The organism is Bacillus massiliglaciei, assembly GCF_900098925.1.
GTDB lineage: Bacteria > Bacillota > Bacilli > Bacillales > DSM-1321 > Peribacillus > Peribacillus massiliglaciei.
The window spans coordinates 817844-841060 of sequence record NZ_LT622360.1; the positions used below are offsets into that span (position 1 = coordinate 817844).

At 36.6% G+C, this 23217-nt stretch carries 24 protein-coding genes and 6 pseudogenes; 19 read left to right on the forward strand and 11 right to left on the reverse strand.

Annotation, left to right across the window (positions count from 1 at the left end; genetic code table 11):
• The first annotated feature begins 80 nt into the window (after positions 1-80).
• Positions 81-230: a hypothetical protein gene (locus BQ4305_RS21730; protein ID WP_199880779.1), complete on the forward strand. Its 150-nt coding sequence runs from the start codon at positions 81-83 to the stop codon at positions 228-230.
• A gap of 68 nt (positions 231-298) precedes the next feature.
• Positions 299-460: a hypothetical protein gene (locus tag BQ4305_RS21735; protein WP_199880780.1), complete on the forward strand. Its 162-nt coding sequence runs from the start codon at positions 299-301 to the stop codon at positions 458-460.
• A gap of 79 nt (positions 461-539) precedes the next feature.
• On the opposite strand, the gene BQ4305_RS20540 is transcribed toward BQ4305_RS21735, so the two are convergent.
• Positions 540-959, reverse strand: a complete 420-nt coding sequence (locus tag BQ4305_RS20540; protein ID WP_110929570.1) for a DUF7662 domain-containing protein — start codon at positions 957-959, stop codon at positions 540-542.
• A gap of 240 nt (positions 960-1199) precedes the next feature.
• On the opposite strand from BQ4305_RS20540, the gene BQ4305_RS20545 reads away from it, so the two are divergent.
• Together BQ4305_RS20545 and BQ4305_RS20550 are read left to right on the forward strand one after the other, a co-directional pair.
• Complete coding sequence (locus tag BQ4305_RS20545) at positions 1200-1709, forward strand: hypothetical protein (protein WP_110929571.1); 510 nt, start codon at positions 1200-1202, stop codon at positions 1707-1709.
• 142 nt (positions 1710-1851) lie between these two features.
• Positions 1852-2127 carry a hypothetical protein gene (locus tag BQ4305_RS20550; RefSeq protein WP_110929572.1) on the forward strand — a complete coding sequence of 92 codons (276 nt, stop codon included), beginning with the start codon at positions 1852-1854 and terminating at the stop codon, positions 2125-2127.
• Positions 2128-2175: 48 nt separating this feature from the next.
• Here BQ4305_RS20550 and BQ4305_RS20555 read toward each other — a convergent pair whose 3' ends face one another.
• The gene (locus BQ4305_RS20555) at positions 2176-2424 is read right to left on the reverse strand and encodes a hypothetical protein (protein WP_110929573.1); all 249 of its coding nucleotides are present in this window, start codon (positions 2422-2424) and stop codon (positions 2176-2178) included.
• A gap of 262 nt (positions 2425-2686) precedes the next feature.
• Positions 2687-2863, reverse strand: a complete 177-nt coding sequence (locus tag BQ4305_RS20560) for an H-type small acid-soluble spore protein (RefSeq protein WP_110929574.1) — start codon at positions 2861-2863, stop codon at positions 2687-2689.
• A gap of 798 nt (positions 2864-3661) precedes the next feature.
• Between BQ4305_RS20560 and BQ4305_RS20565 the strand changes: the two genes are divergently transcribed.
• Positions 3662-4267, forward strand: coding sequence for a PepSY domain-containing protein (locus BQ4305_RS20565; protein ID WP_110929575.1), 606 nt, complete (start codon positions 3662-3664; stop codon positions 4265-4267).
• Positions 4268-4627: 360 nt separating this feature from the next.
• On the opposite strand, the gene chrA is transcribed toward BQ4305_RS20565, so the two are convergent.
• Together chrA and BQ4305_RS20580 are read right to left on the reverse strand one after the other, a co-directional pair.
• Positions 4628-5818, reverse strand: coding sequence for a chromate efflux transporter (chrA, locus tag BQ4305_RS20575; protein WP_110929577.1), 1191 nt, complete (start codon positions 5816-5818; stop codon positions 4628-4630).
• Between the two features lie 168 nt (positions 5819-5986).
• Entirely contained in the window at positions 5987-6598 is a 612-nt protein-coding gene (locus BQ4305_RS20580; RefSeq protein ID WP_110929578.1) for a CPBP family intramembrane glutamic endopeptidase, read from the reverse strand.
• A 403-nt stretch (positions 6599-7001) separates the two neighbouring features.
• On the opposite strand from BQ4305_RS20580, the gene BQ4305_RS20585 reads away from it, so the two are divergent.
• Positions 7002-7349 (forward strand): hypothetical protein, encoded by a 348-nt coding sequence (locus tag BQ4305_RS20585; protein ID WP_110929579.1) that lies wholly within the window; start codon positions 7002-7004, stop codon positions 7347-7349.
• A gap of 413 nt (positions 7350-7762) precedes the next feature.
• Here BQ4305_RS20585 and BQ4305_RS20590 read toward each other — a convergent pair.
• Positions 7763-8030: pseudogene (locus tag BQ4305_RS20590) on the reverse strand (SunI/YnzG family protein).
• A gap of 131 nt (positions 8031-8161) precedes the next feature.
• Between BQ4305_RS20590 and BQ4305_RS20595 the strand changes: the two are divergent.
• The 3 genes and pseudogenes from BQ4305_RS20595 (at position 8162) to BQ4305_RS20610 (ending at position 10110) form a co-directional block, all read left to right on the forward strand.
• Positions 8162-8726: pseudogene (locus BQ4305_RS20595) on the forward strand (GNAT family N-acetyltransferase).
• A gap of 56 nt (positions 8727-8782) precedes the next feature.
• Positions 8783-9298: a GrpB family protein gene (locus BQ4305_RS20600; protein ID WP_110929580.1), complete on the forward strand. Its 516-nt coding sequence runs from the start codon at positions 8783-8785 to the stop codon at positions 9296-9298.
• A gap of 359 nt (positions 9299-9657) precedes the next feature.
• Entirely contained in the window at positions 9658-10110 is a 453-nt protein-coding gene (locus BQ4305_RS20610; RefSeq protein ID WP_110929581.1) for a hypothetical protein, read from the forward strand.
• Between the two features lie 74 nt (positions 10111-10184).
• Here BQ4305_RS20610 and BQ4305_RS20615 read toward each other — a convergent pair whose 3' ends face one another.
• The gene (locus BQ4305_RS20615; protein ID WP_110929582.1) at positions 10185-11174 is read right to left on the reverse strand and encodes an alpha/beta fold hydrolase; all 990 of its coding nucleotides are present in this window, start codon (positions 11172-11174) and stop codon (positions 10185-10187) included.
• Positions 11175-11443: 269 nt separating this feature from the next.
• Between BQ4305_RS20615 and BQ4305_RS22335 the strand changes: the two genes are divergently transcribed.
• The 4 genes from BQ4305_RS22335 to BQ4305_RS20635 all read left to right on the forward strand — a co-directional run bounded on the left by BQ4305_RS22335 (position 11444) and on the right by BQ4305_RS20635 (position 12996).
• Entirely contained in the window at positions 11444-11524 is an 81-nt protein-coding gene (locus BQ4305_RS22335) for a nucleotidyltransferase domain-containing protein (protein ID WP_407640177.1), read from the forward strand.
• 66 nt (positions 11525-11590) lie between these two features.
• Positions 11591-11995, forward strand: coding sequence for a hypothetical protein (locus tag BQ4305_RS20625; protein WP_110929583.1), 405 nt, complete (start codon positions 11591-11593; stop codon positions 11993-11995).
• A 127-nt stretch (positions 11996-12122) separates the two neighbouring features.
• Positions 12123-12605: a hypothetical protein gene (locus BQ4305_RS20630; RefSeq protein WP_110929584.1), complete on the forward strand. Its 483-nt coding sequence runs from the start codon at positions 12123-12125 to the stop codon at positions 12603-12605.
• Positions 12606-12765: 160 nt separating this feature from the next.
• Positions 12766-12996 (forward strand): hypothetical protein, encoded by a 231-nt coding sequence (locus BQ4305_RS20635; RefSeq protein ID WP_110929585.1) that lies wholly within the window; start codon positions 12766-12768, stop codon positions 12994-12996.
• Positions 12997-13456: 460 nt separating this feature from the next.
• Here BQ4305_RS20635 and BQ4305_RS20640 read toward each other — a convergent pair.
• A pseudogene (locus tag BQ4305_RS20640) lies at positions 13457-14620 on the reverse strand (IS3 family transposase).
• 298 nt (positions 14621-14918) lie between these two features.
• Between BQ4305_RS20640 and BQ4305_RS22120 the strand changes: the two are divergent.
• The 4 genes and pseudogenes from BQ4305_RS22120 to BQ4305_RS20655 form a co-directional block, all read left to right on the forward strand.
• On the forward strand, positions 14919-15233 hold the full coding sequence (locus tag BQ4305_RS22120) for a ferritin family protein (protein ID WP_324611616.1): 315 nt from the start codon (positions 14919-14921) through the stop codon (positions 15231-15233).
• Complete coding sequence (locus BQ4305_RS20645) at positions 15169-15825, forward strand: ferritin family protein (protein WP_324611617.1); 657 nt, start codon at positions 15169-15171, stop codon at positions 15823-15825. The genes BQ4305_RS22120 and BQ4305_RS20645 overlap by 65 nt, the downstream gene beginning before the upstream one ends.
• 853 nt (positions 15826-16678) lie before the next feature.
• Positions 16679-17149 carry an IS200/IS605 family transposase gene (gene tnpA / locus BQ4305_RS20650; protein ID WP_110929586.1) on the forward strand — a complete coding sequence of 157 codons (471 nt, stop codon included), beginning with the start codon at positions 16679-16681 and terminating at the stop codon, positions 17147-17149.
• 268 nt (positions 17150-17417) lie between these two features.
• Positions 17418-18352 (forward strand): annotated as a pseudogene (locus BQ4305_RS20655) (IS3 family transposase); the annotation flags it as partial.
• A gap of 50 nt (positions 18353-18402) precedes the next feature.
• Here BQ4305_RS20655 and BQ4305_RS22340 read toward each other — a convergent pair.
• From BQ4305_RS22340 to BQ4305_RS20670, 3 genes are all read right to left on the reverse strand, one after another.
• Complete coding sequence (locus BQ4305_RS22340) at positions 18403-18762, reverse strand: tyrosine-type recombinase/integrase (protein ID WP_110929588.1); 360 nt, start codon at positions 18760-18762, stop codon at positions 18403-18405.
• Positions 18763-19076: 314 nt separating this feature from the next.
• Positions 19077-20435: an IS1182 family transposase gene (locus tag BQ4305_RS20665; RefSeq protein WP_110927520.1), complete on the reverse strand. Its 1359-nt coding sequence runs from the start codon at positions 20433-20435 to the stop codon at positions 19077-19079.
• A 194-nt stretch (positions 20436-20629) separates the two neighbouring features.
• Entirely contained in the window at positions 20630-21697 is a 1068-nt protein-coding gene (locus BQ4305_RS20670; RefSeq protein ID WP_110929589.1) for a DUF3900 domain-containing protein, read from the reverse strand.
• Between the two features lie 174 nt (positions 21698-21871).
• Between BQ4305_RS20670 and BQ4305_RS22345 the strand changes: the two are divergent.
• Both BQ4305_RS22345 and BQ4305_RS22350 read left to right on the forward strand, forming a co-directional pair.
• Positions 21872-22414: pseudogene (locus BQ4305_RS22345) on the forward strand (protoglobin domain-containing protein); the annotation flags it as partial.
• A 312-nt stretch (positions 22415-22726) separates the two neighbouring features.
• Positions 22727-23179 (forward strand): annotated as a pseudogene (locus tag BQ4305_RS22350) (methyl-accepting chemotaxis protein); the annotation flags it as partial.
• Positions 23180-23217 lie beyond the last annotated feature (38 nt).

Genomic DNA, 23217 nt, shown 5'->3' on the forward strand with positions numbered 1-23217 from the left:
CCAAATTGAATTCGATAAACATATCACCTATAGTAAGAATAACCGATGGGAATATCACATATTCTTAGGAGGGGAGAAGTATGAATGAATATTGTATAAGCTGCGGTGCACCAGTCACCCTTTGGCCGACAAGGCTATATTGTTCGGTTTGTGAGGCCATAAAAGACGGTTATACGGTTGATTTGTACGGCGAACCTGATGAAAAGGAATATGCCCATTTTGAAGGTTAATGACTGATGATGGAATGACTGACCCTGGCCTAGGAAAACCACCAAAAATTATCGGGAGGTAATACCATATGGCGAAAAAAGCAGGACGCAGAAGAAGAAAAGTAGAGCGATTCCTTCGGCAAGAATTTAAGAAAGTGGATAATGAAACGAGAAGACAATCGCCTGAATTCATTTTAGGAGTTTTGGATGAAGACCAATCAGTCCTGCAGGTTAGTTCACAAGTCAAATAATCATATAGTTTAGATGAATGTTAAAAAAGAGTGCGGGATGACCTGCACTCTTTTTTGCCGGGAAAAATAAAACATAGAGTCATCGAATGAATTCGACACTTTCCCCAGGCTTAACATTCGATGTTTTCCATCCGGCAAAATTCCAAGATCTTGCCTGTGTGTTAAAGCGCTGGTTGGCCCACCATGCCGGATAGTGGTAAGCGGAATGGGGCAGAGGAAAACCGATAATTTCTTCCAGTTCATCAAAAGTAAGTTTCAAGGTAGCGGTTTCATCTTTTTTAAATATTAAGTAGTTATACAATTTTACATATTTTCCGTCATATGGTTTTGTTTCATTTAGTGCTATTGTTTCTTGATCAATTGATAATGTATCACCTTCAAAAAACCAACCGTTTTTCTCAATAAATTCAATCAATCTCTCAATAAATTCTTCGTGTTTTTGTCCGTCTTGCTTTGGGAATATCCGACCTCTAATTTCAATGCCTTTTGGACTGGTCATCTCTTCCATCCTCTCTTAAAATAGCCAGATTTTTGACTTTTTTGTATACTTGCTAATATATAATACATGGCAGGCTATACTTTTTATGTATGCCGTAAATCTGAAAGATAAAATTATTTATTCTATGTTCAACTTTTTAGTAACATAAGGAATATAAAAGATTTTTAAGATTCTTTCAATAGGTAAATAGAAGCGGTTACATTAGGTCTGCGCAATTTCTACTATAAGGGGAGTGCACGCATGGTAAAAGTACTTTCAGTAAAGATAGATGGAGAAGAGATACATATATTTAATAGTTTCCTGTATATTTTTGAATCTCATGGCTTTCATACGTTGGAATTAGATCTTATCGTAAGCGAAGTTGCACAAAGGCGATATAATAAGGAAGAGAATCATATAATTGAACTGGTAACGGAAGGTACAGAAATAAATGCGTTTATGTTTAGTAAAGGACTTCCTGGCGGTTTGCCAAGAATCAATTTATATGCAGAAATAGAAGGATCTGAAGTGTATCCATTTTTACCTGTGTTTCATGAAGGAGACAGAGGATTTCCTGATATTGAAGAAGGACTTACGATTGAAGAAATCAGGAAAGTGGAAATGCCTGAAGAATTTTTCACATGTAAAGTGAAACTTCCGATTGATCAGGTGGAATGGCTGTCGAAGAAAAAGCCGAAGGAATTTAAGGAATTCTTGCAGAAGGCGATTGCTGAACAATGGGAAGAAGAAGGCAAAAGAGAAAATACTTAGTTTCAGCTGATGGGCTGATCTATATATTTGATGGAAATATCCTATAAGAAAGATGGCAGGCAAGTAGTATCACTGTTTATTTGGTATAATAAAAAGACAAAGAAACGGTTGAGCTGTAACATAATGGAGGGTATTAAGATCGATGAAAGCGCGATATGAGTTGAAAGACCTGGCAATAACATTAAGCAACGTTACATTAAAAAATGCAGCAGAGAGTTATGTTTTGCTTAAAGCGACAGATGAGAATGAGAATGAACTTACAATAGAATTTTCTCATGAGCAGGCAAAGCTGTTGGAAGCCCAATTTGCGGAAGTAAATCGGAGACGAAAAAATCATAATTATCAAGCTCAGTATATGAACGATGAACTGGAAGAAGAATACAATTTATTCAATATTGATACGTTCAAAGAAGAATGAGATTAAATGAAAAAAGGGTGCAAGCTCAGCTTTGCACCCTTTTTTCATTTAATCATTATTTAACATAGCCCTGTTTTTATTAATAATTAGTTTATTTTTGATAATTGTTTCTTGATTATTTAGATTTATATTTCCTTGTTCACTGGACTCTCTGCTCATTTTATCTATAAGTAGAACTACAGACATTTCTAAAAGCTCTTTAATAGATGTTTTTGTCTCAGCCGAAAGGTTCTGCAGACTTTGGAATAAATGAGGAGCTAAAAATGTTTCTAAGGCTTGGTCTTCCTTATTAACCATAGTCGTCACTCCTTCTACATGATAGTATTTTCATTATAAAACGAAAAAAATGAAAAACAATAGGATGTAAGTAATATAATTCCAATTTTTTTGTTAAGATATGTTGAATTAGTTTTTTAAAAAATAAAAGTGTAACTGAAAATAGTTGCATATAAACAGAGAGGACAAGAGCGAAGATGCCAGCTGGCAGAATATATTCTTGGTTGCACCTCCAATAGAGAGGAGTGGAGGTGCATGTTAAGGAAGTCTTGATTAAGGCGGCTTATTCTTGGAGTTCTTTCAGTTCGACAATCGTCCTTTCCTCCAGCGGCCCTCTAAGATGGACGGTAACAGTTTTCCCATCTTCATTTAATTGATCAATCCATACAGAGGCTCCGTTATACAGCACCTCAATATCAGCGGGTGAAGAAAGGATTTGTTTTACACGCTGAGTATCCAAAATCATCCCTCCCTTGAAAGTAATACAATTATTGTTTGGAAAACCTGACGATTTATACTGCTCTTTCGGATTGTGAAGAAAGGTCACTTCTTCAGAATGGATAACTGAGAGAAAAATAGACACGGTGAATGGCATGTTGGATTTGATAAAAAAATAGCTAAAAAAACACAAAATCATTACATTTACATAATAGCAGCTTAAAAGTAGTGCTTTAGGCTAAAACTTAGTACAATAGGCTTAATACAAGTATGATGGGGTATATAGGATTATGAGCTTTCATCTTGTTATATGAAGGTGGGATAAGGGATGTTTTTAACGTTACTAACTAAAATTTTCAAAAGAAAAGTAACTAAAAAGAAAAATTTGAACCGAATGGACCAAGAAGTGTTATATGATGAGGATGCTTTATGGGAAGAATAGGTAAAGAATGTACTGAACAGCAACTATTTTGTAGTGCTGCAGCCGAGAAGCAGAAATTTCTTAGAATGGGATAGAAATCTGAAATCAGAAATGGTCCTTTTTAAATGGGGTGAAGCGGGAGGCAGCACTTTGGGAAACACGAGATTATCACGGACCTCCAAGTTCCTGAAACGGAGATCCGGGCGGAATATGCATAAAAGAACAAATTTCTCGTTGAGAAATTTGTTCTTTTATTTTTGTGCTGGCGCCATTTTGATAAAAAGGCGGGATTCGGAGAAGAAGTGAGCGAAGTTTCGGGTGGTTTTTATGTTTGAACACTTTTGAGGTAAGGAATACTAATAAAGGAAAAATTATTATACAGTGAGGGAGTGACAGAATATGAAAAAATGGATAATGACAGCAGGAACGATGATTTTTGCCTTGGGACTTGCAGGCTGTAATGATAATAATACCGATGAGACCCAAGATAGCACTAATGAAAACACAGCCAATCAAGTGGAACAAGATACAACACAACAAAATACAGGAACTAAACCAGATTTGCTGACGACAGACGTGAAGGTGAATTTGGATGAAGCTATAAATAAATTTAAGGACGCTTATCCAAATGCAGATATAACGGGAATTGAAATGGATAATGAGAGGGATACCTGGAAATATGAGATATCCGGAATGGATGATAAAAAAGAATATGAGTATGAAGTAAATGCAGATTCTGGTGTAACAAAAGCAACGGATGAGGAGCAATTGGATGGAGACGAAACCAGCAGCGCTGAACGTGAAGCGGAAAAGCTCGAAACAGATGGTATCATTCAGCCGGATCAGGCCATTGATACTGCGGTAAAAGAGACAGAAGGACAAGTCGAGGGATGGTCATTAGAACGAGAAGGTGCTGATACGTATTATGAAGTGACTATTAGAGATGCAGGCAATAATGAAAAAGAATTTCTTGTGGATGCAAAAACGGGAGATTTAGTGAAATAACAAGAAAAACTGCCGATGCTGGCAGTTTTTCTTGTTTCACTTTATGTTCTAAAGATTTAATAACATTCTTACAATAAGATTTTATTAATGAAAATAATGTTATATAATGGAAATGAAGGAAAAAGATAAAGGAGAAAATATTATTTTTCAAGACATCCCTGATTTTTCAAGAGTGAAAAAGTTTAAGTTAGCTATACATACATTTCTATTATGTGTGATGTTAACGATAATCAATCTTATGTTTACTGATCTTTTTTCATTATTGCTGAATGTAAGAATTCATGCGAACTTGTCGTTATTGCCATGTATGTTGGCTTTTTGGGTCTTATTTGCTATCAAAAAACCCCGTTACCGGAAAAATTAAAAATAGGGAATAACCAGACCTGCTAGAATGCCAATCAATACAATAATCCAGGGAGACAATTTCCAATAAACGAGCATAAAAAACAGAATAGCAGCTAATGAAAAGTCTAGCGATGTTTCAATTGAACTGGTCCAAATAGGATGATAAAGGGCTGATATTAACAGGCCGACTACAGAAGCATTAACACCCAACAAAGCACCTTTCACATTCCTGTTTGTTCGTAAAGCATCCCAAAATGGCAAAGTGCCCAGAATTAGCAGAAAACCAGGCAAGAAAATAGCAAACCAGGCAAATAAACCGCCTTGCCATCCGGTAATAACTGCTCCCACATATGCTGCAAATGTAAACAAAGGGCCTGGTACAGCCTGTGCAGCACCGTATCCAGCTAAAAATTCCTGTTCACTGAGCAAACCTTTTGCAACAAATTCCTGTTCTAATAAAGGCAATACAACATGTCCTCCGCCAAAAACTAATGAGCCGGAACGATAAAAACTATCCATTAAAGCGAGCCATTTATTAGAAATCAGGCTGCTTAATACAGGCAGAAGAAACAGAAGTGCAAAAAATAAAAGCAGACATATTGCGCCCAGACGGCGAGAAACAGGCAAGTGGCTGGAGTTCCCTTCTGGGACATGCTCTTTCCGATAGAGAAAGAATCCAGCGATCCCAGATAGAAGGATAATTCCAATTTGGGTGAATGGAGTTTGCCAAAGCAAGGTAATCACGATAGTCAAAAGCGCGATTGTTTTTCGATGAATATCTGGGGTTTGATTTTTAGCCATCCCTAATACTGCGTGTGCAACAACCGCCACTGCGACAACTTTTAACCCTTTAATCCATCCGGAATTTTCCATTTCAAAAGATTGTAAAGCAGTGGCAAACAGGATGAGCACAATAACAGAAGGAAGAGTAAATCCTAGAAAAGAAATAATTCCTCCCAGAAGCCCTCCTCTGGCAATTCCAATTCCAATTCCGACCTGACTGCTCGAAGGACCGGGTAAGAATTGACTCAATGCGACTAAGTCGGCATAACTTTTTTCGTCCATCCACTTTCTTCTTCTAATATATTCTTCATGAAAGTACCCCAAATGTGCAATAGGCCCGCCGAATGATGTCAGGCCTAATCGTGTAGATACTCTTAGAATTTCAAGCCATATTTTTAATTGGCCACCTATGCTTTTTTTCATAAAAACCCCTTTCTTAGGCAGTGTATTCTAATAGCTTGAAAATAACATCCACATGATTATGAAACAATCATATTTACAAAACAATAAAAAAATTTACAAATGCTTAATGAACCAGAGGGACTATAAAGACAAAAAAAGCCTCAAGTAAGAGGCCAATATTGAAAATTATTATTTTTTAAGTGAGATGACATTATATTTAAATAGCAGAGTCATTCCTGAATTAAGGAAGAAATGGGCAGCAGCCGGTACAAGAATATTGTTTGTCTGAACATATATCCAGCCAAAAATAATGCTGGGAATGGTGATATTCAATAGCATTACTGGCTTTTTAAAGTATTGAACATGTAATGATAAAAATAATAACGTGGTGAATAAGATGGAAAGCCATTCTTGTTCAATAAATAAAGAAAATATATTTTGGATAATCCCTCTAAATAAAAGTTCTTCAAACAATGCACCTAGAAACATGAAAATAAAAATCGTAATAAGTGAATAATTTTGGTAACCAGTATTAGTATTATGGATAAATTTAGAGGGGATATATCTTGTCAAAAGGCAACCGAATACAAGCAAAAATAAAGAAGCGACTCCTATATATATCACCATACTGGCCGGTGCTTCAAAAGATAGGAGATGATCAAATGCCAGCACATCATACATGATCAAAATAAAAATGACGGCCATGCAGACAAATGAAAAAGAAGAAAAAACAAAAATCGCATCTTTCGGATTAAAAGTCTTTTTTTGATGTTTGGGTTGTTCTTTTACAGATCGTTTCATCAATTCTCTCTTTCTATTTTATTTATAAAGTCAGTTTTAACTGAGCCTATGACAGGCTTCATAAACGTATAAGAACATCGCTATTCAATGTAAAAGGAAATTTTAAAAATATCTATCCCAGCCAATTATTTGTATAAGCAATCAAACCTAAAATAGCACCGACCGCAGCTCCTATAAGTATACTGCCTATTGAATGTTTTTCTTTCTTTTTCACTGTGTATATACCTCCTTCTATGTTTTTTACTCTCATTCTAAATAGGATGTTATGTCCGTAATTTTTCAGCTCTTTTTACCTTATTGAAAATTTTAACATGAAAATACATCACATCATCTGGAAAAGTCAGTTTTTTGGGAATTTTATAGAGAAAAGCGTTGAAAAAAATAACCGCAGGGGGAGATTTTCATGTTCGCTTACATGTATGTAATAGGATTATTGGCAGGTCTTGTATGCTACTCTATAACTTATGTATTTGCAAAAGAAACAACCAATTTGAAAAGAGTTTTAGCTCTTTTTATTTTAGGAGTCTGTTGTTTATCAGGTAGTCTGTTCCTTATTGGCGGTTTTGAAGGAATGCCATTCGGAGTATTAAGCCTGGGCATATTCACATCAGCTTTTTTATTATCTTTTTTTGGCAGGAGCTCAATCTGGAAACAGACTGTGTATACAGTTATCATCCTGTTTGCTGTGCTGTTTATTTCGTTTAATTATTTGAATCAAACAGATTATACAGTAGCAAAGCAAAGAAAATAAAATCTACGGATACGGAGGTCGATTCCTATACAGAACAACTTCAAAAAGACACCACAATTCGTGGCTATAAAACTTTTTCAGTTTCAGAAGGAGCAAATGCGATTGTTTTGTCTTTAGGAGAACAAATGGCGGGAAACAATATTGAAGTACTGGATATTAATGAAAAAGGTGATACAACAGTAATGGAAAAACCTTTTATAACCAGTCCAGCGAAAAAAATCCATATATTGTGATAGGAATAGATCGTTTAAAATCAAATATAGTTATACTGGATATCGGATGGAACGATATATGAAGAAGGGTAAAGACCACGTCTGCGGATTAAGAAATCATTGTTAATTAAAATGAAGTTCTGTGGGGATGGCCGTTTTGTGACGCACCCCCGTGGTGAATGGTTTTCGCTTCAAAAGAATCTAGACAGAGGCGATTATTTCTTCCAGTTTCTTCTCCAGTGAATGGACATTCGTAGTAAATAGAATGTAATTCTCTTTTTTTTGTTTCAATCATAATCCTGTCTGTAGTGCCGTAGAGTGTACCGATTCGAATGGCCTGTTTATTTTTACCGGCATATGTATCATCTTTTATTATACGAACAATAGATGACAGCGGTATAATCACCTCTGTTAATTGCCATTTGATTAAAATATTGTCATTTACTTTTTTTATGTCAATTCCAATCATACTGATACCTCCTTTTATTGATTGAATATTAACATATTTTAGAAAAAGTATATAATTAAGTTCATATTTATTATGTTTCTATTCGTTAAACTCAAAAGCCAGGCTGGGAAAAGAAAGAGAGGGCTATTTACATGGTTGAAGTTACAGGAAATAAAATTGTGCTTAGTGAGGCAAGAAAAGAAGATGTTGAAGTATTGTATTTTTGGAAATACGAAGAAAAAGAGCAAGAAGCAAAGAAGTGGAACGGGCCTTATATAACGGAAGAGAAATTAAATGAAGAAGAGTATCAAGAACAAGGGAAACGAAAACTCTTCACAAAATATCCCTGCTTCCTTAGTTATTAAAGCGAATGGCATCTCCATTGGTTATGTTGGTTCTTATTGGGTCGATGAAAATACGAATTGGCTTGAAACCGGAATTGTTATTTACGACAAAAAATATTGGAATGGAGGATTTGGATCAGAAGCCTATAAATTATGGATTGATTTCCTTTTTACATCAACAGATTTACATAGATTAGGTATGTCCACTTGGTCGGGAAATAAAAGAATGATAAAAGTGGCAGAAAGAACGGGGATGAAAATGGAGGCAAAAATCAGAAAGGCTCGTACAGTGAATGGTGTATTTTTTGATGCAATCAAAATGGGGATTTTACGAGAAGAATGGGAAGAAATCAAAGGAGTATCATGCGACTAAATTTGAGTGAAAACTGTATCTGAGGAAGGCTCAGGTTTAGATTGAGGAGGGGTATCTTGAGAAATGTAGTAATTTGCTGCTATAGCGAAGAATGGGCAATTAAATTTAAGGAGGAAGCGAATAAACTTCGTTCCATTTTTGAAAAAGAACTGATAGACATCTATCATATTGGCAGTACATCGGTCCCTGGATTAAAGGCTAAGCCCATTATTGATATATTGCCGGCTGTAAAAGATATCAGGCATGTAGATTGGTATAATGCTGAAATGAAACAAATGGGTTACGAACCATTGGGTGAGAATGGTTTATCCGGACGGCGGTTTTTTCAAAAAGGCTGGGATGCCCGGACTCATCATGTTCACTTCTATCAGGCTGGAAGTGATGAAATCAAAAGACACATAGCTTTTCGAGACTATTTGAAGAGCCATTCGGATGTAAGGGATTCCTATGGCCAGCTAAAGGAAAAATTGGCTCGGCAATTTCCTTATGATATTGATTCATACATGGCCGGTAAGGAGCTGTTTATAAAAGACATCGAAAGGAAAGCGATAAATTGGTTTATGAATCAATAGGTTATAAAAAAACAGCGGTGTTATCCGCTGCCGCCTCCGCCGCTGTATTTATTATCACCCATCAAATAATTGCTTTCTTCTCCTGGTTTAGCATGAGAATGAATGGGCGGAATTTGTGAATGGTGCCCTTTGCGTCTTCGCAAATCGATAAAAAACGGATAAAAGGATGACTCCGCCGATTGGAAAAAGAATCCAGTACATGATATTCCCCCTTTTATTACCTATTATATAAAGATGCAGGAGAAAAGGGAAATGAGGATAAATCTTTTTTGGGGGTCTTTCCTATGAAGAAATCTTGATTTTATAAAAACGTAAAAAGAATAACTGTTTCACATAAAGATAGAATGGGAGTTCATTCATTGAAAAAAACATCGGTCATTTTGCTTATTGTAATCAGTTTAGCCTATATTATTTTTATATCCTTCTCCTTTTTTGCACATGCTGCCCCCCCGGCTCCAGACGTATCGATAGGTGACAAAAATATTCCAACATCCCAAGGCTCTTATTGCTGGGAAGGATTTTTATCAGGAGAATGCGTGGATAAAGTGTATGCATCGCCAATGGAACTGGGAACAGAACATAAAGCAACTGAGGTCTCCCCGCATTCAAGAATTACCATTCATTTTAGCAAAGAACCAATGAAAGAAAATTTTAGAGTAGAACAGTGGTCAGACGAGGAAGATGTTAAAAATATAAAGATAAAAGACAATATGATAACTGTGCCAGATAAAAGCGGCATTTATGTGTACCATATTATCGCTCATTGGAAACAAGGTGATAGCAACTATGCTTTCTCCGTTCAAGTAAAATAAAACGCTTGGATTTTGACTAAGCGTCTTTTTTTGCTGCTTTATTTGAACCATTCCAGTTCATTTATGTATTTTATTCACTCAGCCAATGATTCTAAGAATTCATTGACTTCTTTGCTCATTTCTTTTGAACGGGTCCAATGAAGATAGTGATGACCATTCATCAGGATTATTTTACTGGCGGGTGAATTGGTCAGCTGTGTTTCATAAAAAGCCACATTTTTTTGCCCTTTCTTTGCTTCTTTATCTTTTTCTGCCGCGAAAATTAGAAGCGGCATGTTTTGCGGGAAATGCAGATTCTCTGTTTTGGCAATGGTCTGATTGATTTCATTTGCTTCATCTACTACATTTTTATTATTCCCTTTCCATGCAGTGATTGCTTTTGTCATCTTCAGATTTTCTTCTGAATAAGTTCCTTTTGGGGCAATAGGAAGAAAGTCATCAGGTATGAAATACAAGGCAAGTCTGGCCACACCAGCAGGCGCCGCATAACGCAAATATTCAGGCATTATCGGCACTGCTTCATCAAAGTATGCCGGAGCCTGCGGCAATGTCGGATCAACTCCTATCACGGCTTTCACTTCATCTGGATACAAATTAGCATAATACATGCTATAGATTCCGGAAATGGAATGGGGCATCAATATGTATGGACCTTGTATATTTAATTTTTGAAGGGCTGTTCGGATTTCTTCTGTCATATTTTCTACTGTACGTTCCCTGGAGGTACTGTCGCTCCATCCATATCCAAATGGTTCAACGACGGCTACTTTATTCTGTTTAGCCAGTTCATTAATCAAGGGTTCATAATCGAGAGCCGGTGCTGGGGTCCCTAAACCGCTTAATAAAATGATCGTGTTGTCTCCTTTCCCCTTTGTATAGACATGCATTTTCTTTTCATGCACTTCAACTAATTGACCTATGGGTGCATATTTCTTTTGTTCGTGTGCTTTTATTATGTGATTAAAGCTGACCCAAATGACGGCTAAAACAGCTGCAGCCAATAAACCATTCCGGAATAAAATCCACAATCTCCTTTTCTTTTTATCATTCCTGTCATTCCCCATTTTTCTGCCTTCTCTCTTTTTTATTTTATCTTAGCCCGACCATCCTTTTCTGGTAATGAACCAGAGAAATAATTTAAGCTACGCCTGAAGGCTTAGCTTACTATTCTTTTACTTTCGTTCTAGCAGTATGGACAATATATGATAAAATAAAATTACAACTATTTTCCATATGATCTTAACTTTCTTGTCCAGAGGTGCATTGTGAAAGAGAAACGATTATTTCAGAAAATAACGGAATATATGAAGAGAAACTATAGCTGTCATACATCATTTTATACGGTTCCTATAGCAGAGGGGATTTTACCAATGAAAGTGATATAGATATCATTGGGTTTTCAGATTTACCTTAGGAAAAGCATGATACAGGATTTCTTGAGGGCAAACGATTAGATGCCTGGATCTATCACACAGAAGAAATGACACATCCTGAACATTTTCTGCGAACAAATAAAGGATTGATACTAGTAGATGACAGGGAACTTGCGAAGAAATTTTTGCTAGAGATAGCGGATGTTTATAATAAGGGACCGAAAAAGCTGTCAGATCAAGAAAAGCTCTTTTTGAAAAGCTGGCTGCGAAAAATGTTTGAGCGATCTAATAATCGGGATATTGATGGTGAATACAGGCTTCATTGGATGCTGACGGACAGTTTAGACATTTATTTTCAATTAAGCGGTCTGTGGTACTTATGTCCAAAAAAATCATTTGCATGGCTGAAGGAAAATGACATCCCCGCTTATGCTCTTTTTAAAAAAGCTTTATCAAGAGATGCAGAAAAGACGGACATCGAACGGCTGATTGATTATTTAGATGAAATGTAAATGAAAATGGCAACATTATAGCACCAGAAACCAAAAGAATACGAAGTAAAAATTAACGAATGAAAGGAAGAGCTAATTTTTGATAAAATTAGTAAGGTGCCTGTAAGTAATTTGGATTTCTATTTTTATGATGAGTATCATAATAGGGTGCTCAAATGGGGCAGATATAGATAATGAATCTTCAAAAAAGGTAAATGATAGCGAGGCTAAAAGCCAGATAAAAAAGTATAAGGCCATGCAATATGCTGTAGAGAATCCTAAAAATCTACCATCGGAAAGTGATTATGAGGAAAAAGCTAAAAAATATTTATCAAAAGAATTAATGGAAGAACATCGTAAGAACAGAGTGTTTTCTATAGTGCCAGACACCGCAAAAAGAACAAATTATAGTATGAGCTTAGATAAAATTACTTTTGATAAAAAGACAGAAAATGCTGATGGTTTAGTTGATTACCGTTATACTATGAGCATTTTATTCAGCGATGAAACCACATCAAAAGGTGTGAAGAAATCTGGAGAATTAACCATTAAGAAAAATGAAGACGGACGCTTAGTGATTACGCGTGATTTTGAGAGGCGTGACAGTAAGATTGATGATGAAATGTTTTGACAGGACGGCTTTCTCAAAAGATATAACCAAGGGTTTAATAAATAGGAGATTTATAGTGCTTTTTAAGTTCTGAATACTAAGATATTAATGCGAGTCAGTTTGAATTGTAAGATTACTCTAACAGAGACTTTAGGATCGGACAAAAGGAGAGTGTGTTTCTGTGATATGGATCATTACACAAGATAAACAAAGTTTAATGCATGTAAGAGAAGTTACAGTAAACGGAAAAAAAATAGAAGGAAGTATTGGGAGCGGGGCTGTAGATGAATGGGGTAAAGTTTTAGGTAAATATGATTCAAATGATCGGGCATTAGAAGTTCTTAATGAAATCTTCCTGAAAATTGAAGCTAGCAGTCATACAAATGTGACCTTCACTATGCCGCAAAAGTAAATAAAAAATGAGCACATATTCAATAACAGTCAGGGATTCTTAATTTTAAATGCGCGATGTAATACTCAAAGGGAATTGTGGCCCGTCTTTGAAAATTTCGATTTTTACGAACAAATATAAGAAAGGAGTGCAAATATGTTTACAAGAATTATTGCGATTGCATCCATAATTATTTGGAGTACGGTATCTCTAGAGTTTGTAAAACCTTCAAAAGAAAACAATAGAGGTAGAATCATAACTTTAATGTCCGTAGGTTCCTTATTAACCATTATTCTGACCATTTCACTTTTTCGAAATACCCAGTTTTAAAAATTAAAGCATGAACCAGGAAAGAGTTAAATATTTAGTGATTTCTATTAAGCTGGGTACTATAGTAATAGCTTGTGTGACAGCTAAATAAGAAAGAAAAACTCCCTAGGTTTTTGAACTGACCCGTGTATGTGAGACTTAGAAAAAACACCTATGCTGCCTGTCCTCTGTATTCTATTGGGGATAGGTAGTTTAATTTTGCCTGAATACATATATGATTGTATCGGTACATGTATTGATTTACCAGTTCTTCTACTTTTGAATTAGGTATAGATGCTCTTCTTTGAGTGTTGAGTCCTTCCGACTTTAGCGAAGAATGAAAGGATTCAATGACGGCATTATCATGGCAGTTCCCCTTACGGGACATGCTTGTGGTAATGCCGTTTTCTTTGGCCAAATTCTGATAGGCATAAGAAGTATAGACAGATCCCTGATCACTGTGAAGAGTCAATCCTGCAGGCTTTCGTAATTCCACAGCTGTCCTTAACGTATCTAGTACTAGTTGTATATCTTGACGCGCACTGATCTTATAAGCCACTATCTCATTGTTATACAAGTCCATGATGGTTGATACATACATCATTGTTAAACCATAAGGCAAGTAGGTAATATCCGTTACCCATTTCTCATTTGGTCGAGTTGCTTTAAAGTTACGCTTGAGAATATTTGGCACGACAATATGGCTCTCACCCTTAATGTACTTTTGCCGTTTTGGTTTAACCCTGCATTGGATTTTGTGTTTCTGCATAATTTTTTGAATAGTTTTACGGTTAACCTTTATTCCATAATTTTTGTTTAAGATAGATTTAATTTTGCGATGGCCATAGTGATAAAAATTCTCTTCACATAGTCTAATTACTAGTCCCTCTAAAGGTGTATACTCCATGACTTTATATTTCTTTTTCCAACGATAATAGGTTGCTTTAGGAATGTCAAATACGCCTAGAATGTCTATTACTTTAAACTTGGATGAAAGATACTTTACTACTTCTACAATGACTTTTGACTCCATCTCCTTTCGATCTCCTGGTACTTTTTTAAGATTTCCAACTGTGTTTCTAACTGTCTATTCTTCAGCTCTAATTCCTCCAGCTCACTCCATTTCTCGTTCCCTTTCCCGTAGGAATATTGTTTCCCTACCTGTTGCGAAAACCGATAAGTTTGTCCAGTTCTGTACCATTTCATCCATGTCTTAATTTGTGTCTTATTTTTAATGCCTAGCTGCTCCATAATTTCTCTGTTCGTCTTTCCTGCTTCCTTCAATTTAATTACTTCCCCACTTTACTTCTTCTGGATAATGAACTCTTGTTCCCATAGAAAAACACACCCTTCTAAGAATCATATTGTATTAATACGACTCAGGGGGTGTTTTTTCCTTGTCTCATTTATCTGGGTCTCTCCACTCCATTTCTTATGGGATCTTTTTGTTGAGCAAAAAGTATTGTATGATGGACACATTTTTAACAATTTGAACATGTGGTTTACTACTTTTATAGAGTGCAATACTTAATAATGCAGAAAGCCTTTTATTTTGCATCAGGCCTGAATTTGTCCATACTTATAATCCTTTTTTGCATAAACTGGTAAATATATAATTCGAAGGAGGAATATACTTGAGAAAGAAACTCTTAACCACGAGCTCGGAGGGGTTGATGGAAGATTCATATCCATACCAATTGTATCAAAAGGCAAAAAAGTTTGGCATTTGGAATCCCCAAGATATCAATTTTTCACAGGATCAAGAAGACTGGAAAACTCTATCTGTTAAAGAAAAAGGCTGGATGCTGAAACTTCTCGCGCAATTTCAAGGAGGGGAAGAGGCGGTTACTCTTGACTTACTCCCTTTGCTTAGGGTGATTGCAAGTGAAGGAAGATTGGAAGAAGAGATGTTCCTTACAACCTTTTTATGTGATGAAGCTAAACACTAAACATACTGAATTCTTTCGACGGGTGTTAAATGCTATTGGTGAAAAAGGCGATCTTTCCCACTTGCATTCTGAATCCTATCGTAAGTTATTTTATGAAATTCTCCCCGAAACAATGGAACGGCTATGGCATGGACAAACCCCTGAGGTAATAGCTGACGCAGCTACAGTGTACAATATGTTTGCAGAAGGAGTGTTGGCGGAAACTGGATATAAATCATTTTACGATGGACTGAAAAAGATGGGTAAAATGCCCGGACTTTTAGAGGGCATTGACCACTTAAAGAGAGATGAATCAAGGCATATTGCATATGGAACATTTCTTCTTCAGCGCTTGATTTGTGAACATCCTCATCTTTTTGATAGGGTGGTTAAGAAGCTTGAGGAATTGGCACCAATTTCTATCGCCTTAAATGCAGAGGGCGTTATTGGAAATGGGGAAAAAGTAAAGGAATACCATTCTGATATTAAAAAATACTCAGAAAAACAGTTAATGGTAAGAATTGAAATCCTTGCACGGGCGAAGAGACAGACAATCGAAGAAATTTATCGATCTACTGGAGGAAACTCAAAACTAAAAAAAGGATTAGAATGACAGATTTAGAAATCACCAGTGAATATGATTGTGTTTTTTTTAATGGAATTTTTAAAAAAATGAAAAAAAACATAAACATTATTTTTTTGGTATAATTTGTGTTTTTTTTAATTAAAGTTTGAAAGGGAAATGGACAAACGTGTTAATCGTTTTTATTAACTGTTATTAGTAGGAGTGTTCACGTTTAGTATTAATATTTCCTATGCAGAAGAAACAGATTGGGATTGAGAGGAGTTTGAGAGATTAAAATTATTAGATACCATTGAATTTTATGGATTAATTGAAGGAGAAGCCGCCTTCGAAAAAGGTACAACAAGTAATGTTATATATAACCCCATGTATGAAGATGGAACAACTTTGGCTGTAAAATAGTTGACAACTAAGGACTAAAACTCTAATCATGTTCAGGTTCATTATGCTAAGAGTTATGATTCTAATATTAGCAATCAATATTGATACTTCATCAAAAAACCATAGAGTTGTAATTAACAAAACTACTAAATAAACTAGGTGTACCCAATATCCTTATTCTTTAAAAAGCAGGAGTGAAGAAAAAAATAAAAAAATGCCAAAAATTCTTACAGTTGACTTACTCAATCTTAAATCATCCCGGTGATTCATTTGGCAGCTTTTAATTATTTGATTATCCTGAAATTAAAAGTAAAAATGCAAATGAAAATAAAAGTGGCAGCGGGAGATCCCACTGCCTCTTTATTATTGTTGTTTAGAAAACCCCTGGCTATGCCGGGGGTTCCAGAAAGCTTATAGCGTGGTAACAAAAAAACCTCACTTCATGGTAGGATAAAGTTGGTTTCCCGACCACTTTATCTCACCACGAAGGAGGTATGCCCTGATGAAGGACATGAACAGTTTTGCACACACAACATGGAATTGTAAGTATCACATAGTCTTTGCACCAAAATACAGAAGGCAAATGATCTATGGAAAATACAGAAAGAGTATTGGACAGATCATAAGAGACCTATGTGAAAGAAAAGGCGTAATCATACATGAAGCAAATGCTTGTCCAGATCACATCCATATGTTGGTGAGTATTCCACCGAAATTAAGTGTATCTCAGTTCATGGGGTACCTAAAAGGAAAAAGTAGCCTGATGATATTTGATCGACATGCGAATTTAAAATATCGTTATGGAAATCGGAAATTCTGGTGTCGAGGTTTCTACGTTGATACCGTGGGAAGAAATAAGAAGCAAATACAAGAATATATAAGAAATCAGTTAAAAGAAGAATACGTGGCTGATCAGTTAACGTTGTTCGAAGAATTTGATCCATTCACAGGAGAAAAAAATCGGAAGAAATAAAGAAATTCTTTAGAATTAGTGAGTGAATGTGGTGCAGAAGGGAAACCCTTTCAGTGGGCCTTTAAGGCCGAGGCCGGAAAGAGAGGCTTTCAGCCGCAGAGCAAACCACCAGTTCACACTGGTGGTTTTGATTTTTGTATTAATTTGCTCTTTGCACTTTTTGAGTGGTTTTATTAGATTCTTTTGATACTCTAAAAATCCCCGTTCCTGCATGAACAAGAAGTGCAATAATGTACATCATGACGGTGTCAGATGTCAGATGTCAGATGAACAGAAAGAACTGTTTGAACTTCAAAAGAGAAATAAGCAATTGGAAATGGAGAATGATATTTTAAAGCAAGCCGCGCTGATACTAGGACGAAAGTAAATGTGATCAAGAATAACCAGCACAAATACTCGATATCAGCAATGTGCAAAGTCCTGCAGATCCCAAGGAGCACTTATTACTACGAATCGAAAGAAAGGCCTTCGGAAGACGACATTACGTCTCACATCATTAGAATTTTCCAAAACAGCCGTCAGAATTACGGTACCCGTAAAATCAAAGTGGAATTAGAAAAGAGCGGACATCAGGTTTCCAGGCGGCGCATCGGAAGAATTATGGCTGAACAAGGGCTAGTCTCATCCTACACATTCGCACAGTTTAAGCCGTATGCCAAAAGCTGTAACGAATCGGAAACTAAGAACGAACTAAACCGGGAATTTAACCAGGAAGAAGAATTAACAGTGGTAGTAAGCGATTTATCGTATGTAAGAGTCAATCAAAAATGGCATTACCTATGTGTCTTTATTGATCTCTTTAATAGGGAAATCGTCGGCTCGAGCACGGGGCCAAATAAGGACGCTGCCTTGGTTTATAAGGCTTTCTCCTCTATACAGCAGGATCTTCGTACCATCCAGTATTTCCACACTGATAGAGGCAGTGAGTTTAAGAACAGCATCATTGATGAAGCGCTCAAGGCCTTCAACATCAAAAGATCATTAAGTATGAAGGGCTGCCCTTATGATAATGCAGTAGCAGAGGCGACGTTTAAAATCATCAAAACAGAATTCGTCAGAGCGAGACAGTTTGCCAGTTTAGAAGAGTTGACAAGGGAATTTCAGGACTACGTTCATTGGTTTAACAACATTCGAATTCATGGAACGTTAGGCTATGTGAGTCCCGTTACGTACAAACTTGAACACCTTAAGAAAACTGTCTAGTTTTGTGTAGACAATCCAAAATATAATCACCGAACAGTGAGAATAACGACTCATATCACTTTCTTTTTATCTATATTGTCTATTTCTTCTCGTAAAGTATCATCAAAAATCAAGGCATATCGTTGGGTTATTTGCGGATCGTTATGGCCTAATTGAGATTGAAGAGCAAATACATCATGATTCATGGCCCAATGGACCGTAGCAAAAGAGTGTCTCAAATTATGTACAGAAATCCGCTTTCCATACCAAGTAGTGTATTTTAACACCGTTTCTTGAGCAGCTCTCTTTGTCCAACGTCCGGTTTTCTTATTTGGACCGGTGGGAAGGGAAAGGAAAGGAACATTGCTTTTTCCTTGCTGCTCACACGGTATCGCTCTTCCCTGACTTTTAGATATTCTTGTAACATACAGGGAATCATTTTAATAACCCTCAGTTAAATACTTCCAAAATAGTTCACCATGCTAAAATAAATACAAAAATCACCTTAAGGAGTAATTGATTTATCATGTAAGATATAAAGAGCTTTTGAGGAAAAGAAGAGGAACTTAATTTAAGACACTAATTTTAATTCAAATCATACAGAACAAAAAAGCAAAGGATTTTACTCCTTTGCTCAGATTGTCGACAAAAGGCCTTCGGAAGGAATCCCTTCCGAAGGCCTTTCTCTTATTTTTCCTATTTAATCGTTGTATTTTTAATTTTGAGGGCTCATCGAGCCCCATAATTAGCCGGTTTGAGGATTGACCCAAGTCCAATTTGCCATCTTCTTTAAATTCATGGCACCAAAAGTAAGCAACGCCTGCATGGACAATTTTTTTAGACCTCTTAACGTTGTCCAACGCATGCCATGCTTTTCTTTTGCATCCGCAAAGACTCGCTCAATGGTTTCTTTACGTTTGGCATAGATATCTTTTATGGTTTGATGGTGTCGGAGATGATCTGCTTCTTCTACGTACCCTTCCCATATATGTCTCTGAATGAGCTTTTGGTGGTTCTTACTTTGGGTACAATTCATGATCACTGGACAATCTTTACATATTTTAGGATCAGACTTATACTGACGATACCCCTCCTTAGTAGTCGTTGAGTAGTTCAACACATTGCCCTGCGGGCATAAATAGCAATCATGGTACTCATCGTAAACATAGTCATGTTTCCGAAAATATCCCTCTTTTGTACGCGGACGTGTATAAGGTAAAACGGGCGTGATGTCATTTTCTATTAGATAATTTGTAATTACTGGTGTCTTATAGGCTGCATCAGCAGCAACAGCTTCAGGCTTCCCAACTTCTTCCATTACTTTCTCAACCAAAGGCTCAAGTATCTGACTATCATGCGTATTACCAGGAGTTACGATGGTCCCTAATACAAATCCATTCCTATCTGAAGCAGCGTGAAAAGAATAAGCAAACTGCTTCGTTCTTTCATCTTTTACATAATATCCACTCTCAGGATCTGTCGTACTTTCTTTGATTTCTTTCGTTTCATTTTTTTCGAATTTATCTGGAGGGAAGGGATTCTTATCATGGTCCTCTCGGTCCTGATTGATTTCTTCTTGAAGACGTTGTTCATATGCTTTTGTTTCTTTACGGACAACTTTCTTTTGAAACTTTCGTTTATTCGCACTAGCTTTAACGTGTGTAGAGTCAATAAAAATATGTTCGGCACTGATTAACTTCTTCTTAGCAGCTTCGCTTATAATATGATAGAAAATCTGTTCAAACAAATCCGTATCTTTGAATCTGCGTTCGTAGTTTTTACCGAAGGTAGAAAAATGGGGGATTTTATCATGAAATCCGAATCCTAAAAACCATCGATAAGCCATATTGGTCTGGATTTCTTCAATCGTTTTGCGCATGGAGCGGATACCAAATATGTACTGAATAAATGTCATTTTAATAAGAATTACCGGGTCAATACTTGGACGACCTACATCTGAATACATATCCTCTACTAACGAATAAATAAATGAAAAATCGATCGCTTTTTCTAGTTTGCGAACCAAATGGTTCGCAGGAACAAGTTCATCCAGCGCAATCATTTCAATTTGATTTCTTTGAGTAGAAGAATATTTGGAAAGCATATTGGTCACCTCAAGTAAATTTGTTACCTCCATTTTAATATAAAAAAGGCTGTAGATAAACTCGATTTTCACGAGTTTGTCTACAGCCTGAGCAAAGGATTTTACTCCTTTGCTTTTTCTATTTAAGGACCCAATCATGGTTTTCATACCATTTTCACAATACTTATATAGACTGCAGCATTAAAAATCCTTTTTTATTCAGATCCCTTATTGCTGATCCTCTCAACAATCTGCATTAAATCATCCGGTTTATAGAATTCAATGGGGGAGACCCCTTTTTCGAAAGTGATGTCTTCCGCTTCAAGCAGCAAGACATACTTGCCGTTGATTTTCCCTAAATGAATGTTTTCCCCGAAATCGGCAAGCAGGCCTTTGACAGAGGTGTTCCCGATCTTCACTCGAAGTTCTGCTTCAGGGGTGTGCTCCACAATCTGTGCAGCTGCTTCCACGACTTGATGCGTCTCCAGTCTTTCTTGAAGCGGACGCTGCTCACTTGCTTTCCAAATTTCCATTTCCTTTTCAAATTGGATCAGCTCCTCACTCTGGTCCTCAAACATTTCGGTAACTTGCTCCTGAACCATATGGATGACCTGTGATTTTAAGATTTCCGGCATTGATTCTCCGTACTCTACAAATTTCAGGAAATCCTCGAAGTAGCGGGCATGGGAGGCTTGATGGATTTTCAGTTCGCCTTCTTCGACCATTCCTTCTTCCGGCATGTAGGGATATTGGATGGACTTCATATTCTTGGTTGTAATGGCCATTTCAACATGGCGGATAAGTGTATTTTCGTCTGAAATCGAAGCAACTTTAGGCTCAAAATCACATTTTAATAGAAAGACAAAAGGTTCATCAAAATATTTACTGAGCTTCGCTGAAGCGACGATCAGAACCCCGCCTCTGACAGCACTTGTGTCCAAGTAGGAAGTAATAAACTGTTCGTTTTCTTCCCGGAACGTTTCTTTCGTATCCGCCAAGCGTACACGGTTAAATAGATTATAGTTAGGATTGGAATCTAGATCATGTCCTTCCTCGACGATGAAGCGGCCGATTTTTGTCGGCACTTGATCGGTTTTTGGATGGCGGTCTACTTTTCGTTTTGAGATTTTCATTAATTCGCCGTCTAAGAAATCTTTTAAAGGGCTATTTTCGTAGTCTTCCTGATTTAAGGTCTGGAAATGTTTATACCGTTTGTCTGCCTGTTCGCCATTGCCTTCTACTTGTATTAAATAAAATGATAAATAAGTAATTGAAAAGTCCAAAATGTTCACCTTTCTAAACAGTTATAACTTCATCTCAGTATAGAGACAGCTGGAATGTTCGTCAATGGACAATTGGTATAGGCAGTAAGGAATGGAACAGCAGAAAGGTAAAAATTATAAGGAAACAGTCGATAAACAAGAGAGAAGTGAATTTAAAGTTGAGGAGTTAAACTTATGAAGGTTTTTTGGAGTAAGAAAGAACATGAAATTGAGGAAAATGAATATGAAAAATATCTGAAGGAAATAAAAATCAATGTCAAAGGATTCCCTGAAATTAAGACACAAATGGATATGATTCATTTAACAAAAAAAGATTTGGCCATCATCCGTTCTTTAAAACCTGAAATGGAACAGCGTATCCCCGAAATTGTAAAAGCGTTTTATGATAATCTGGAAAAAGAGCAGAGCTTAATCAAAATTATAAAAAACAACAGTACCCTGGACAGACTTAAAAAGACGTTAATCCATCATATTACTGAAATGTTTGAGGGAAAAATTGATGAGGATTATATTAAACAGCGCTATACAATTGCCCATGTGCATGTAAGAATTGGCCTTCAGCCTAAATGGTATATGAGTGCCTTCCAGGATTTGCTGCAATCCTTTATTCAATCCATCAAGCACAGGATGAGTGGGATTGATCAATATGAGGAAACGATACTTGCCGTAACAAAAATTATTAATCTGGAGCAGCAGATTGTTCTGGAAGCTTATGAATTGGAAAATGAGCGGATTCAAAAGGCTGCGATAGCAGAAAAGAGGAAGATCCTTACGGAAGTAAACCGCAATGCAGAAGAATTATCAGCAGTCAGCCAGGAAACGGCCTCAGCTGCAGAACAGGTTGGGAGAAAAGTGTCAGGTATTCAAAATGTGACTGACAAAGGAATTCAGTTGGCTGAGAATACGGAAGAAAAATCAATCGAGGGTGCCAAAAGACTGGATCATCTTGAGGGCATTCTGTTAAAGGTTCAAGATCAGATGGACAAAATCCTGGCAGATATGAATCAGCTGACCGCAACATCTGCAGAGATCGGCAGGGTGGTAACCATTATTACAGGAATTGCTGATCAAACGAACCTGCTGGCCCTGAATGCTTCTATCGAAGCGGCAAGAGCAGGGGAAGAAGGCAAAGGGTTTGCAGTTGTCGCAGAAGAAGTAAGAAAGCTTGCAGAAAACACAAAGAATTCGGTTTCTGAAGTATCCAAATTAATTGATGGAATCGAACAATATACAGAAGTTATGAATGTCTCTGTCGGCATAGCCTCAGATGAAGTAAAGAAAGGTGCGAATGAAGGAAAAGAAACATCCGTCTTTTTCCAGGAAATTGTTTCGGCAATGAAAGGGATGAAAGAGCATAATATTTTAATTTCCGATGATATTAGAGCTTTAAATGAAATTTTTGAGGGGATTAAGGATGCCTTTGAACAAGTTGCTTTTTCTTCAGACGAATTAACCGGAATGACCGGAGAGTTAGAAAAATAATGAAAGTCAAGAAGCCCGTTCGTTGAATAGGGCTTCTT

Coding starts and splice junctions, on each gene's coding strand:
- BQ4305_RS20585 (WP_110929579.1), top strand. CDS start 7,002: ATGTTCGCTTACATGTATGTAATAGGATTATTGGCAGGTCTTGTATGC.
- BQ4305_RS20630 (WP_110929584.1), top strand. CDS start 12,123: ATGATGAGTATCATAATAGGGTGCTCAAATGGGGCAGATATAGATAAT.
- BQ4305_RS20625 (WP_110929583.1), top strand. CDS start 11,591: ATGACACATCCTGAACATTTTCTGCGAACAAATAAAGGATTGATACTA.
- BQ4305_RS21730 (WP_199880779.1), top strand. CDS start 81: ATGAATGAATATTGTATAAGCTGCGGTGCACCAGTCACCCTTTGGCCG.
- BQ4305_RS20550 (WP_110929572.1), top strand. CDS start 1,852: ATGAAAGCGCGATATGAGTTGAAAGACCTGGCAATAACATTAAGCAAC.
- BQ4305_RS20545 (WP_110929571.1), top strand. CDS start 1,200: ATGGTAAAAGTACTTTCAGTAAAGATAGATGGAGAAGAGATACATATA.
- chrA (WP_110929577.1), bottom strand. CDS start 5,818: ATGAAAAAAAGCATAGGTGGCCAATTAAAAATATGGCTTGAAATTCTA.
- BQ4305_RS20665 (WP_110927520.1), bottom strand. CDS start 20,435: ATGCTTTCCAAATATTCTTCTACTCAAAGAAATCAAATTGAAATGATT.
- BQ4305_RS20555 (WP_110929573.1), bottom strand. CDS start 2,424: ATGGTTAATAAGGAAGACCAAGCCTTAGAAACATTTTTAGCTCCTCAT.
- BQ4305_RS21735 (WP_199880780.1), top strand. CDS start 299: ATGGCGAAAAAAGCAGGACGCAGAAGAAGAAAAGTAGAGCGATTCCTT.
- BQ4305_RS20540 (WP_110929570.1), bottom strand. CDS start 959: ATGACCAGTCCAAAAGGCATTGAAATTAGAGGTCGGATATTCCCAAAG.
- BQ4305_RS20565 (WP_110929575.1), top strand. CDS start 3,662: ATGAAAAAATGGATAATGACAGCAGGAACGATGATTTTTGCCTTGGGA.
- BQ4305_RS20615 (WP_110929582.1), bottom strand. CDS start 11,174: ATGGGGAATGACAGGAATGATAAAAAGAAAAGGAGATTGTGGATTTTA.
- BQ4305_RS20580 (WP_110929578.1), bottom strand. CDS start 6,598: ATGAAACGATCTGTAAAAGAACAACCCAAACATCAAAAAAAGACTTTT.
- tnpA (WP_110929586.1), top strand. CDS start 16,679: ATGAAGGACATGAACAGTTTTGCACACACAACATGGAATTGTAAGTAT.